This is a genomic window from Planctomycetia bacterium, assembly GCA_034440135.1.
Taxonomy (GTDB): Bacteria; Planctomycetota; Planctomycetia; order Pirellulales; family JALHLM01; genus JALHLM01.
In genome coordinates this window covers 1-11,448 of the sequence record JAWXBP010000295.1, presented here as the reverse complement: position 1 = coordinate 11,448, position 11,448 = coordinate 1, and the positions used below count along the sequence as shown (strand labels likewise).

The following is an 11,448-nucleotide window of genomic DNA, read 5'->3' as shown; positions in this document are numbered from 1 at the left end:
TGCGGCGCTGGTTCTATCATAACGATTCCGCCGAAGCAGCGGGAATCTCCTTGCATTCAAGGCCTTAAGCCCTATACTTCGGCTGTCAGGGGAAATGCCGGCACTTCGGTGCGGGCTGCTCCACTGAGTTTCTAACGGATGACTTGATAAAGAACAGTTCGGCCTGGCCGGGCGGTTCGTTGGCGAGTAAGCCGGCCTGGCGGAGCACCTTTTTGGGTACTCCGCCAGGCCGGCTTTTTTTGTGCTGTGACGTTGGAAGCAATAGCGAACTCCCATGATGAAGTCCACCACGGATCCCCCCAGTCCTTCGATGGCAGAGCAAGTTGCGTTAGCCGACAGTACGTTTCAGCAACAATGCACTGGCCGTGCACCCGCATCGGTGACCGTGGTGCTGTGCGAAAATACGCTGGTTGTCACGATGCACGACGCCTTGTCGCCCGCTGAAAAAGCGTTGGCGCGGAGCCCGGATGGTGCGGCCCAAGTTCAAGAGTTTCATCGACAGTTGTTCGCGGATTCGAGCGCTCCACTACTGCAAGAGATTCAACGCATTACGGGGGTGGAAGTGCGCGAATCGACGGCGGAAGTTGAAACCAGCACCGGCACCGTGGTGCAGGTGTTCACGACCGGCACGATGGTGCAAGTGTATCTGCTGGCCAGCCCACTTTCGGTGGAAGCTTGGAACGGCAGCGGACCCAACGGTCCTTAGAGGTCAAGGAGGTGCAAAAATGTTGGTCCTATCGAGAAAAAATCAGCAATCGGTGGTCGTCGGCAGCGCCGGCGGACTGGACCGAATGCTGACCGTCACGGTGTTGGAAATCCGCGGCGGGAAAGTGAAGTTGGGCTTCGACGTGCCGCCGGAGATTCCCGTCCATCGCCAAGAAGTTTGGGAACGCATTCAAGCTAAAGGGGAGCAACAAGGCCCCGCCGCGCTCCCCTGGACCCCGGCGCCGAACTGATGACACGCAAACTCGGACCGTGGAACAGGAAATCTTCGTTCAAGTGACGCTGCGGCGATGACCCCGCACCTAGGGATTGACCTCGTTGACGAATGGCTTGATCGACCCGGGGTTATCCGCAGCGTCCAAGCGCTTTCGCGCCGCACGAACCAACTCGTTCCGTCGAGGCGTGAAGCCTTGAACTGGTTGATCGATAGAGCGACCGCTGACAAGCGAAGCGCAGCAATCGCCTTCGGGCAGAAGCGCAGCACGAAAGTCTTGCGTGTGGAGCGATTGCCGCCGTGGTCGGGTTCTGCCCGCAGGGTCAGTGCCCGACCACTGTTTCGCAGTGCCGCTCCGCCTTGGGCGCCAAATGAGATAGGCCTCACGATTCTTACACGAACCATCCAAATCTTATACTTCAGATGTCCACAACAACCATGTCGAACCATAACTTCTGCCACACGGAGTCGGTGGTGGCGATCTTCGACACGCGCGACGCAATGGAAGCGGCTTGCCTGGCCTTCCAGCGCCAAGATTTCGAGATGACAACGATCTCGTTGGTGTGTCACGATCGTGGTCCGCAAAACGACTCTCCTACTTATTTCGACTCGCAGGCTGCTTATCCACGCGACCTCTGGGGAATGCAATTTGGGTTTGTGATTCTGGCGCCTCAGATCGGCTCGGTATTCATCGCCGGGTCGATCGCCGTGCGGACCGCCTATGGCCTGGAAGCCACCTTCGGCTCGCGGGGATTCGACCAACTAAGCGAATCGCTGGGTTGCGTCGGGGTTCCGATCGACTGTTGCGGGCGCTATGAGTCGGAGTTGCAGCAGGGAAGGCTCCTGCTGATCGTCGACGGATCGCACGAACACGTGGCCGATGCGAGGCTCGTGTTGGCAGCAACTCAAGCAGTGGAAACGACAACACACGTCGATGCGGCGGCCAATGGCGCGCCGCTGCCAGAGCACAGTCCCTGTGCCTGAAAAAACAACGTCCAATCGAGCAGGTATTTTCCAATGTCCACAATCTATGCTCAAAATGGGAACGCGACGCATTCGCAACAGCCAACGGACGCGCACGTCAACGACGCCCAACATCGCACTCACAAGATTCTGGCCGTGCTAGGTCACGAAATGCGCAATCCGCTCAGCGCTTTGAGCAACGCGCTGCAACTCTGGCCCAACGCCATCCATGATCCGGCCCTGATGGAGGAGCTTCACGGCATCATCCTGAGACAGGTCCAGCAGTTGACTAGCCTGAGCGACGACCTGCTCGACGTAGTGCGGATCACCGAAGGCAAATTCGAACTTCACCTCAAGCAAGTCGATCTCCAGGAATTGATTGGCCACGCTTGTGAAGAAGTTCGCCCCTTTGTCGATCGCTGCGGTCATACCCTGCAGGTTGACATGCCCCAGAAGCCAACGGTGCTGTACGGCGATTCGTCGCGACTGCTGCAAGTGTTTTCGAATCTCATTCAGAATGCCGCTAAATTCACCGATCAGGGAGGGCTGTTGAACGTAACGGTGGGATCACACGGGAATGCTGCCATTGTGCGGGTGCGTGACAACGGACGAGGGCTGGAAGCCCGAGTCCTGGAAACAATCTTCGAACCCTTCGCGCAGATCGATATTGCCAATGGCGCGACCAACTGCGGGCTGGGGCTTGGCCTCCCGCTGGTCAAGACGATCGTAGAACGCCACGGCGGAGACGTTTCGGCCCATAGCGCAGGACTTGGCCTTGGGAGCGAGTTCACCGTGCGGCTGCCGCTGTTCAATCGCAATGCGCGAGTCGACTCATTTCCGTAGGGACCGGGACGATTGCCGACGATCACCACGCGTACACAACTCCATTGGAGCAATCAATGCATACGGTCCGGCCACTGTTTGTCTCAACCTACCCGCCCGAAGAATGCGGGCTGGCTACCTTTACCAAGGACTCCGCCGACGCCGTTGATGCCGCGGCGGGCGACGCGGTATCGTCCGTCGCCGCCATTCAGAAGTTGCGCAGCGTTGGCCGCGACGACGCGCGCGTCGTGCATGTCATCGACAATGCCAAGCCCGACGCGTATCAACTGGCTGCTGAGATCGCCAACGATGGCCCCTGCGACGTCGTCAGCTTGCAACATGAATTCGGCCTCTACCCCGGCGAATGGGGCTCGCGGGTGCTGGACTTCGTGCGGGATTGTCGCAAGCCCATCATCACCACTTTTCACACGCTGCAAACCGAGCCGCCGGCGACCGCGCGGCACATGATCCAGGCGATCGCCTCGCACAGCGCCGGGATGATCGTGATGACGCATGTCGCGAAACGGATGTTGGCCGACGTGTATGGCGTCACCGGTCCACGAATTCGCGTGATTCCGCACGGCGTACCAGAAGTCTCGTTCGAACGCGATCGATCTCAGCGGCCGAGGTTGGGGTTCGGCGATCACCAGGTGATTTGCACGTTTGGATTGATCAACTCCGGCAAAGGACTGGAGTACATGATCGAGGCGATGCCGGCGATCATTGCCGCCTGCCCGCGGGCGATCTATTTGATCTTGGGCGTGACGCATCCGCAGGTCAAACGCAATGAAGGAGAAGTCTATCGCGAAGCGTTGGTCGCCAAGGCCGAAGCGCTGGGGGTCGGCAAGCACGTTTGCTTCGTCAATGAATTCCTCAGTCTGCCCGATCTGTTGATTTATCTGCAAAGTTGCGACGTCTGCGTCACGCCCTACCCGGGCAAGGATCAAGTCGCCAGCGGCACGCTCGCCTATGCGTTGGCGGCCGTCGGCGCCGTCGTGAGCACTCCCTACGTTTACGCCCAAGAAGTATTGGCGGAACATCGCGGAGCGCTGGTTCCGTTCGCTGATAGCGCCGCCTTGGCGGCGGCGACAGTGCGATTTCTGAGCGATGACAAGCATCGCGAACACTCGCGCCGCCTGGCGCACGATTATGCGAAGCCGATGTTCTGGTCGAACGTGGGACGGCGTTACTTGGACCTCTTCACCGAAATCGCGGCGGAATGCCTGCAAGGTCGGTTGCTCGGAATCGGTCGCCGCGTCCCCGTTCCAGGCGGCCGAGGATTTGCCGGACGTCTGGTCTACGGAGGCCGTTCATGAAACTGCACGACGCGCTGTCCCTGGAACATCTCGATCGCATGACCGACTCGACAGGGCTGATTCAACATGCGATCTACAGCCTCCCGCGACGCGAAAGCGGTTACACGACCGACGACAACGCTCGGGCGCTGCGGCTCTGTGCGAGGCTCTGGCGACAACATCCTGACGAACGCATGCTGGGCCGCGTGAGTTGCTACCTGAGCTTCCTGGAACACGCTCGCACGGCGCAGGGCGGGTTTCATAACTTCATGAGTTATGACCGGCGTTGGTTGGATGCCGAAGGCTGCGGTGACTGCCAGGGGCAAGCGGTGCGCGCACTGGCGGAAGTTCTGGCGAGCGGATTGCCCGACGATTACTTGCTGTTAGCCCGTGAGATGATCGATGACGTGTTGCCGGCACTCGCAAATTTGCGCAGCTTGCGGGCCCAGGCCTACGTCGTCTTGGCGTGGGGACACTTGTCGGCGTCGAGCGTCAAGGACCTTGAGCCGCTGGAAGGCGTGGCCTGGTCCGCCTCTGGCCGCCTGGCAGAATCGTTTCAACGCTGTAAGCGGCGCGATTGGCCGTGGTTCGAATCTCGGCTGACTTATGCGAATGCCGTCCTACCGCATGCGATGTTCATCGCCGCACGGCGCTGGCCAACGGAATCGTTCGCCGCGATCGCCGAGACATCATTTGCGTTCCTCGATCGTAAGACCACGTTGAATGACATGTATTCGCCCGTCGGCAATCACGGTTGGTACTCCCGAGGCGAAGAACGCGCCATCTACGATCAGCAGCCGGTGGAAGCCGCGGTCATGGCGGACGCCGCCTTGGCGGCGTTCGAGGCGCTGGATGACACGGCCCAACTCGGCATGTTCCGTCGGGCCCGCGATTGGTTTCATGGGCGCAATACACTATCCCAATCGCTGGTCGATTCCGGTAAGGGCGCCTGTTGCGATGGCCTGCTGTCGTCCGGTGTGAACCGCAATCAAGGGGCCGAGTCAACACTGGCGTTTCTCTGGACCGAGCTGCAGTTCCACGATGCGCAACACCTACTGAGCGGCGACCAAGGGCATTCCGCGGCGATCGCTTAACGCCTACCGCATCTATCATCGGTCGACAACTATCGATCAACTCGGCGAGTAAAGTACGAAACATGAAAGCATTCAATGTCTGGCTTCGACGACAGGACGGCGCTTCGCACGTCCGACTGGAAGCGATCGAGAACGCCGAATGGCTGATCGACCGCCTGAGCGCTTCGTTCGTCTTCAAGACGTGCGAGCCGGTGTATGAACGCCATGATTCGACGGAATGCACGTTTCGCATTGCCCACAACTCGCAACTATCAGGCCCGCGCCTGGAACGACTATTGGCAGGCATCCACGAGGTCCGACTACTGCGGGAAACCGAACCAGCCGCTCCGTTCAGCAATTCCAACAACTAGCGACGACGTCAACTACGACCCAGCGCACCGTCACGCACAACACTTCAATCCTCGAGAACCGCAATGCTTCGCGAAACCAAGGCGCCGCCCCTCTACCAGGAACTGTTCCAACGCCATCCGGCGAATCCGATCCTCACGGCCCAAAACTGGCCATACCCGGCGCACACGGTGTTCAACGCCGGCGCCTGCCAGTTGAACGGCGAGACCCTACTGTTGGTGCGCGTCGAGGACCGTCGCGGGCATTCCCATCTCACCGTCGCGCGCAGTCGCGATGGGGTATCCGATTGGAAGGTCGACACCCTGCCCACCTTCGCACCTGATCCAGAGGGCTTTTCCGAAGAGGCCTGGGGCGTGGAAGACCCGCGACTGACTTGGATCGAAGATCGCGGCGTCTGGATCATCGCTTACACGGCCTATTCCGCGGCTGGTCCGATGGTGGCGTTGGCGCAGACGAAGGACTTCAAGTCATTCGAGCGGTTGGGCCCCGTCATGCCGCCGGAAGACAAGGATGCCGCCTTGTTTCCCAAGCGATTTGGAAATCGCTACGCGATGATCCATCGCCCGGTCTCGACCGGCAGTTCCGGCGCGCACATTTGGCTCTCCTTCTCTCCGGATCTGACCCACTGGGGCGATCATCACATCTTGTTGCATGCGCGACGCGGCGCATGGTGGGATGCGAACAAGATTGGCCTCAGCCCGCCGCCGCTGGAGACCGATGAGGGCTGGCTGATCCTCTACCACGGCGTTCGCCACACGCCCGGCGGCTGCCTTTATCGCCTGGGACTGGCGTTGCTCGATCTGGAGGATCCTCGCCAAGTATTGCGCCGCAGCGACGAATGGGTCTTCGCTCCGGAGATGGACTACGAGCGCCAAGGCGATGTCAACGGCGTCGTGTTCCCGTGCGGTTGGACGCTGGAGAAGGAGAGCGGCGAACTCCGTATCTACTACGGCGGCGCCGACACCTGCATCGGCCTGGCCACCGCGCACCTGCCGGACGTGTTGGACTACCTGCGCAAGTGCCCCGCGCCGCCGAAACGAAAGCGTCCCGGCATGGCTACGAGCGATTGAACTCCATTCCTCACATCCTACCTTCCATTCACTAAGGTTCGCTACGGACGCCAATTAAGGTTGGCCGCGAAACGGCATTTGATTTGCCACAGGCGACGACGCCGACTTCAGCCGGCACACTTCGCCAACGGCTGCAACTGCATGCCATGATCGCACATTGCATTCGCGAACTGAGCCATTTCGCACACGCTCGAACCTTCGGCAGGGCGGAAACACGCAGACATAAACCGACTTTTAAACGTCTTGTAAACGTGGTGCTTTACGGCACGATTCATGCTCTTTTTGCTTCCGAAGGGCCGCACTATGCAAAGACTTCCAGCAGCTCATTCGTCTGGCGAAGCGGACAAGTGAGGCAGGCGAGTTGGCGGCCACCTAGCAGGTAGGCGTTGCTGATGAGGAATTGGGCATGGAGGCCGTGATCAAATAAGTGATCGGCGTCGACCTGAATGGACTGCACTTCGACAAAGTACTGTGACGGGAGTAGAGGTCTTTTGCGCCCCCTGCTGGGCCGTCCCTGCGCAGCAATGGTGAAGGCCAACTGAAAGGCTGAGACATGAAAACTCACAACGTCAGTATCTACCATTGCACATCCTGTGGCCGCGTCGTGCATGCTGAACTGTATGCAGAGCCGCCGCAATGCTGTGGGCAGGCGATGGTGGTAGCGTGCAAAGAGTCGGTCCGCGAGGGCGACGCTACCGAAGCATCGGCGAAGCGCCGCTCACAAGCGGAGCCGCCGAAGACCAAAGGCGAAACGAAGCCCCGTTGAACGACTGCTAAGTTCAATCAACGCGGCGACACATGTGGCTCATTATGCTGCCGCATAACGTGACGTTCACGGCGGCAGACTCTACCGTGTCTCAAAATATCGAAAGGGACGATTCATGAATCTCATCGTGGTGATCCTTGTGGTGCTCTTGCTGCTCTCGCTGTTTGGCGGCGGCTACGGCTTCCGTAGCGGCAATAACGTCCTCGCGGGGGGTGGCGGCCTCGTCGGCCTGATCCTGCTCATCCTCATTATTTTGTTCCTGATGGGCCGGTTATAGTTGTGGCTGGAAACCATCCAGGGAACGTGAGGCTTTCAGCATCAGTTCCGCGGTGCTTCCAGCGAGTGTTGGCAAACGGCGGGTCTCGTGAATGTCTGGAGCGGCGCCAAGCATGAACAAACTGCTGCTGGTAATCATCGCCATTCTGCTGCCGCCGTTGGCAGTAGGGCTGAAGGCGGGCATTGGGTTCCACTTATTCCTCAACATCATTCTCACTCTGCTGGTGTATTTACCTGGATTGCTGCACGCGTTGTGGGTCGTGTTGAAAGATTGACCAATGCAAAGAGCCGTCGATGCGCGAGCGAAGGGCCTCGCACGGACCTGCGTGAGACACGCAAATACCGAATTCGTTACGAGTACAACCTCAAGAAACAGGAGTCACGATCATGAGTGGCAAAACAGACGAAGTGAAGGGTCGAATCAAGGAAGCCGCCGGCGCACTGACGGGCAACGACCAACTGCGCGAGAAAGGAAAGACAGACCAAGCTGTTGGAAAGGCTAAGCAGGCCGTTCAGAAAGTGGCCGATACCGTCAAGGAAGCGGTGAAAAAGGTGATCGAGTAACTCAGGAGCAGCGCGATGCAAGCTACGATCGAATTGCCGAAAGCCTTTTCCGTTCGCGATGAACGTGAGATCCCGGTCGTTCAGCACCTCATGGAACGGCTCAATCCGCGGTTGCTGGTCATCCAAGTCGCGACGGGGGTGCATGTCTCCGGCGGCTCCACGGTCACATGGGGCTTGGTCTACCTGGATGGTCAAATGCTCACGGAACCGGAAGTGCATGCCGCGTTGAAAAAAGCCGGGCTGGATTTTCAGCATAACGCGGAGATCCAGGCATCACGGATTTGGGTCGACAACCAACCCGATCTGACCGATCCAGCGCCGGCTTGAATCGAATCGTCGCGCGCACGCCGGCACAGAGTTCTCATGAAAACTACAATCTAGGGTTTCCCGCGCCGGGGATTTGGCGATTGCGACTGAACAGCGATTGGCAAGGCCACAGCCGAGGCTTCGGGAACCAGCCTTGCGCCGACGTGGTCGCGAAACAGGGGGGCACAGAACAAGGCGACAGGCGCAATCGCCCAACGCGATGGATTCCCGGCAGCGGGAACCATCAGCATTGGGCCATACAGCGTCTTAGTGTTTTCCTAAAACGCCCCGAAAGGGTGAAGTGGCCGCTCCAGTCAGTGCCCGTTGCATGTTCGAAACGGTGGCCTGCCTGAAGCACTTTCATTAAACTCCCGGTGCTTGATCGCACAGCGTACTGGAGGCGAGGACAAGATGCAGGTCAAAGATGTGATGACAGTTGATCCAGTTTGCGTGACGCCTGATACGACACTCTCACAAGTCGCGACCTTAATGGTGGAAAGCAATTGCGGTGCGATCCTTGTGGTTGATGATCTGTCCACAAAACGAGTCGTCGGGATCGTCACCGATCGTGATATTGTCTGTCGCTCCGTCGCGCGCGGCGAGAATACCTCGCCGCGCTTGGTCGCGTCGACCATGTCTTCCCCCGTCGCGACCGTTTTTCCGGACACTTCCGTGGATCAGTGTTGCGAGGTAATGCAAGTGCATCAGTATCGGCGCGTTGCGGTGGTCGACGCCGAAGACCGTTGTCTCGGCATCGTCGCGCAAGCCGACCTCGCGCGCCACGCCACATTGGAGTTGGTAGCTGAGACTTTGAGGCAGATCTCTCTTGACTCCCCGGCGGGCCTGGGATGAATCGACCGCAGCGGTCCCGGTATTACTTGTGAGCACGGGAACGCGGACATAGTATCCTGCTTCCTTCGCCCGGCATCGCTCCACGTCCGGGAAGCTGGGGGACCTAGGGTGCGCTGTGAGGAATTGGCGGGGTGGCGTACAATACGTTCGCGACGCCCTAGTGTGGGTAGGTCGGCCCACCCCGCGCAAAATGAAACTGCTTCGGAGCAATCGATGCGGCTCGCTGACTTCATTTTATCGAACGTAGAGCCTATCCTGGCCGGGTGGGAGATCTTCGCGCGGAGCATCGGGGCAGGTGAGCATCTAGACCAATTGGCCCTGCGCGACCACGCCGGGCAAATCCTGCAAGCCACCGCGCAAGACATGAAGTCGCCCCAAACCGTTGCCGAGCGAGCGAAAAAATCCAAAGGTCAGGATCACTCGCCTGAAAACGACGAACTCGATGGCGCATCCCATGCGCACGCAGTCGACCGATTGGGTCTGGGCTTTGACATGCTGGAAGTGATTAGCGAGTACCGCGCCCTGCGCGCCAGCGTGCTTCAGCTTTGGCGTGATAGCGCACCGGATGCCGACGAACGCGATGTCGATGATCTGACCCGCTTCAACGAATCTATCGACCAGTCTCTCTTCCAGGCCGTTGCCAGCTACGCCAAGCGGGTCGATCAAGCCCGCGACATGTTCCTCGCCATCCTCAGTCACGACCTGCGCAATCCGCTTCACTCGCTCGGCATGACGGCACACCTGGTGCCACTCGTCGCAAACAAACCGGACGAAGCCCTGGCGTGCAGCCATCAGATCACACGCAGCGTGTCGGTGATGGAACGGATGATCAGCGACCTGCTCGACTACACCCGCACTCGGCTGGGCGCTGGCATGCCTGTCAAACCAGCCCCGTTGGATCTGGCCGCCCTTTGCAGTGAGCTGATCGCCGAGTTCCGCACCGCCCACCCTGACTGCGCGATCGAGTACCGCGCCGAAGGCGATCTGAACGGCCTGTGGGATGCCGACCGCATTCGCCAGGCCATTTCCAACTTGATGGGCAACGCTATCCAACACGGCTCGGCTGATTTTCCCGTCAATCTTTCGCTCCGCGGCGAAGCGGCAAACGTGTTCATCGACATTCACAACGGAGGTGAGCCAATTCCTCTGGGCGAACTGTCGAAAATCTTCGACCCGCTGATTCGAGGCTCTAGCGACGAACGCCCGAAAAGCAACCGCCCGGGCAGCATTGGCATGGGCCTGTACATCGCTCGCGAAGTTGCTAAATCGCACGGCGGGCGAGTTGATGTAACCTCGACTGTCACAGAGGGCACATCGTTTATTATCTGCCTGCCGCGTACTGCCGCGCCGAAAGTCGGGGCGCCAATCCTTGATGCTGAACATATCGACAAGATGTGAACGAGCATAATCCTGATTGTTGGGGACCAGCAGGACATCGACATCGGCCTTGAACGCCTGCTCCGCGACGCCACTTTCAGCCGCCGTCAAAACTGAGGCAATGTGGTCACAGCTATTCTGCCTGTGACTTTGTTCGATCTTCTCCTCCTAGAGGTGTGGCGACAGGCGCGGCGTGAGGCAGCCCCTGCTGGACGCGATCGTGCTCAGACACGCGAACTGCGGATTCGGTTGGTACAATGCGGGCGCCGCGCAATCGGGCATGCACTTGGGTCATCTCAGCCCCAAATAAGAGGATGAGCGCTGAGTAGTATGTCCACAGGACCACGATTACCAGCGAACCCGCGGCCCCGTAGCTGGAGCCGATGGAACTGTGGCCGAGGTAGAGGCCGAACAGTGACTTGCCCAAGGTAAATAGCGCTGCTGCCACCAGCGCTCCCATCCAAACATCCTTCCAGGCCACGAGAGCGTCGGGTAGCACCTTGTAGATCAGCGCGAATAGCACGGTGATCATGATCAGTGACAACACCGCGTGCCCGACCTCCAGAAACGCGAATTCTCCCGCAATCCGCTCGGCGAGCGATTGGAGTACCGCGCTCGTTACCAGCGACGTCACTAGCAGGAAGCCGATCACTAACACCATGGCGAAGGAGACGAACCGGTCTCGCACCATTGCCCATAAACCTAGCCCCGCCACCGGTTGAACCTCCCAAATCGTGTTCATGGAATCTTTGAGTTCCGCGAATGCGCCCGTCGCGGC

General features: G+C 59.3%; 16 protein-coding genes. 14 read left to right on the top strand and 2 right to left on the bottom strand.

Annotated features, from left to right (window positions below; all coding sequences use genetic code 11):
• The first annotated feature begins 274 nt into the window (after nt 1-274).
• The 8 genes from SGJ19_17935 (at nt 275) to SGJ19_17900 (ending at nt 6,529) form a co-directional block, all read left to right on the top strand.
• Nucleotides 275-706, top strand: coding sequence for a DUF2294 domain-containing protein (locus SGJ19_17935; protein ID MDZ4782131.1), 432 nt, complete (start codon nt 275-277; stop codon nt 704-706).
• A 19-nt stretch (nt 707-725) separates the two neighbouring features.
• The gene (locus SGJ19_17930; protein MDZ4782130.1) at nt 726-956 is read left to right on the top strand and encodes a carbon storage regulator; all 231 of its coding nucleotides are present in this window, start codon (nt 726-728) and stop codon (nt 954-956) included.
• A gap of 404 nt (nt 957-1,360) precedes the next feature.
• A complete protein-coding gene (locus SGJ19_17925; protein MDZ4782129.1) occupies nt 1,361-1,921 on the top strand; it encodes a hypothetical protein in 561 nt (186 codons plus the stop codon).
• Nucleotides 1,922-1,954: 33 nt separating this feature from the next.
• Nucleotides 1,955-2,743, top strand: coding sequence for a HAMP domain-containing sensor histidine kinase (locus SGJ19_17920; protein MDZ4782128.1), 789 nt, complete (start codon nt 1,955-1,957; stop codon nt 2,741-2,743).
• A gap of 56 nt (nt 2,744-2,799) precedes the next feature.
• Nucleotides 2,800-4,038 carry a glycosyltransferase gene (locus SGJ19_17915; protein ID MDZ4782127.1) on the top strand — a complete coding sequence of 413 codons (1,239 nt, stop codon included), beginning with the start codon at nt 2,800-2,802 and terminating at the stop codon, nt 4,036-4,038.
• Nucleotides 4,035-5,111: a glycosyltransferase gene (locus SGJ19_17910; protein MDZ4782126.1), complete on the top strand. Its 1,077-nt coding sequence runs from the start codon at nt 4,035-4,037 to the stop codon at nt 5,109-5,111. Before SGJ19_17915 ends, SGJ19_17910 begins: the two co-directional genes overlap by 4 nt.
• 62 nt (nt 5,112-5,173) lie before the next feature.
• Nucleotides 5,174-5,461: a hypothetical protein gene (locus SGJ19_17905; GenBank protein ID MDZ4782125.1), complete on the top strand. Its 288-nt coding sequence runs from the start codon at nt 5,174-5,176 to the stop codon at nt 5,459-5,461.
• Nucleotides 5,462-5,524: 63 nt separating this feature from the next.
• Nucleotides 5,525-6,529 (top strand): glycosidase, encoded by a 1,005-nt coding sequence (locus tag SGJ19_17900; GenBank protein ID MDZ4782124.1) that lies wholly within the window; start codon nt 5,525-5,527, stop codon nt 6,527-6,529.
• A gap of 301 nt (nt 6,530-6,830) precedes the next feature.
• Here the strand turns inward: SGJ19_17900 and SGJ19_17895 are convergent, their stop codons facing one another.
• Nucleotides 6,831-6,986: a hypothetical protein gene (locus SGJ19_17895; protein ID MDZ4782123.1), complete on the bottom strand. Its 156-nt coding sequence runs from the start codon at nt 6,984-6,986 to the stop codon at nt 6,831-6,833.
• A 424-nt stretch (nt 6,987-7,410) separates the two neighbouring features.
• On the opposite strand from SGJ19_17895, the gene SGJ19_17890 reads away from it, so the two are divergent.
• The 6 genes from SGJ19_17890 (at nt 7,411) to SGJ19_17865 (ending at nt 10,691) form a co-directional block, all read left to right on the top strand.
• A complete protein-coding gene (locus SGJ19_17890) occupies nt 7,411-7,572 on the top strand; it encodes a DUF3309 domain-containing protein (GenBank protein MDZ4782122.1) in 162 nt (53 codons plus the stop codon).
• Nucleotides 7,573-7,684: 112 nt separating this feature from the next.
• Complete coding sequence (locus SGJ19_17885; protein MDZ4782121.1) at nt 7,685-7,846, top strand: YqaE/Pmp3 family membrane protein; 162 nt, start codon at nt 7,685-7,687, stop codon at nt 7,844-7,846.
• A 112-nt stretch (nt 7,847-7,958) separates the two neighbouring features.
• Entirely contained in the window at nt 7,959-8,135 is a 177-nt protein-coding gene (locus SGJ19_17880) for a CsbD family protein (protein MDZ4782120.1), read from the top strand.
• Between the two features lie 15 nt (nt 8,136-8,150).
• A complete protein-coding gene (locus tag SGJ19_17875; GenBank protein MDZ4782119.1) occupies nt 8,151-8,462 on the top strand; it encodes a hypothetical protein in 312 nt (103 codons plus the stop codon).
• Nucleotides 8,463-8,852: 390 nt separating this feature from the next.
• A complete protein-coding gene (locus SGJ19_17870; GenBank protein MDZ4782118.1) occupies nt 8,853-9,293 on the top strand; it encodes a CBS domain-containing protein in 441 nt (146 codons plus the stop codon).
• Between the two features lie 213 nt (nt 9,294-9,506).
• Entirely contained in the window at nt 9,507-10,691 is a 1,185-nt protein-coding gene (locus SGJ19_17865; GenBank protein MDZ4782117.1) for a HAMP domain-containing sensor histidine kinase, read from the top strand.
• 112 nt (nt 10,692-10,803) lie between these two features.
• Here the strand turns inward: SGJ19_17865 and SGJ19_17860 are convergent.
• On the bottom strand, nt 10,804-11,448 hold a 645-nt coding region (locus tag SGJ19_17860), incomplete at its 5' end, for a YihY/virulence factor BrkB family protein (GenBank protein MDZ4782116.1).

Excerpts from the sequence above, each read along its gene's own strand:
- SGJ19_17935 (MDZ4782131.1), top strand. The coding sequence starts at position 275 with ATGATGAAGTCCACCACGGATCCCCCCAGTCCTTCGATGGCAGAGCAA.
- SGJ19_17930 (MDZ4782130.1), top strand. The coding sequence starts at position 726 with ATGTTGGTCCTATCGAGAAAAAATCAGCAATCGGTGGTCGTCGGCAGC.
- SGJ19_17925 (MDZ4782129.1), top strand. The coding sequence starts at position 1,361 with ATGTCCACAACAACCATGTCGAACCATAACTTCTGCCACACGGAGTCG.
- SGJ19_17920 (MDZ4782128.1), top strand. The coding sequence starts at position 1,955 with ATGTCCACAATCTATGCTCAAAATGGGAACGCGACGCATTCGCAACAG.
- SGJ19_17915 (MDZ4782127.1), top strand. The coding sequence starts at position 2,800 with ATGCATACGGTCCGGCCACTGTTTGTCTCAACCTACCCGCCCGAAGAA.
- SGJ19_17910 (MDZ4782126.1), top strand. The coding sequence starts at position 4,035 with ATGAAACTGCACGACGCGCTGTCCCTGGAACATCTCGATCGCATGACC.
- SGJ19_17905 (MDZ4782125.1), top strand. The coding sequence starts at position 5,174 with ATGAAAGCATTCAATGTCTGGCTTCGACGACAGGACGGCGCTTCGCAC.
- SGJ19_17900 (MDZ4782124.1), top strand. The coding sequence starts at position 5,525 with ATGCTTCGCGAAACCAAGGCGCCGCCCCTCTACCAGGAACTGTTCCAA.
- SGJ19_17890 (MDZ4782122.1), top strand. The coding sequence starts at position 7,411 with ATGAATCTCATCGTGGTGATCCTTGTGGTGCTCTTGCTGCTCTCGCTG.
- SGJ19_17885 (MDZ4782121.1), top strand. The coding sequence starts at position 7,685 with ATGAACAAACTGCTGCTGGTAATCATCGCCATTCTGCTGCCGCCGTTG.
- SGJ19_17880 (MDZ4782120.1), top strand. The coding sequence starts at position 7,959 with ATGAGTGGCAAAACAGACGAAGTGAAGGGTCGAATCAAGGAAGCCGCC.
- SGJ19_17875 (MDZ4782119.1), top strand. The coding sequence starts at position 8,151 with ATGCAAGCTACGATCGAATTGCCGAAAGCCTTTTCCGTTCGCGATGAA.
- SGJ19_17870 (MDZ4782118.1), top strand. The coding sequence starts at position 8,853 with ATGCAGGTCAAAGATGTGATGACAGTTGATCCAGTTTGCGTGACGCCT.
- SGJ19_17865 (MDZ4782117.1), top strand. The coding sequence starts at position 9,507 with ATGCGGCTCGCTGACTTCATTTTATCGAACGTAGAGCCTATCCTGGCC.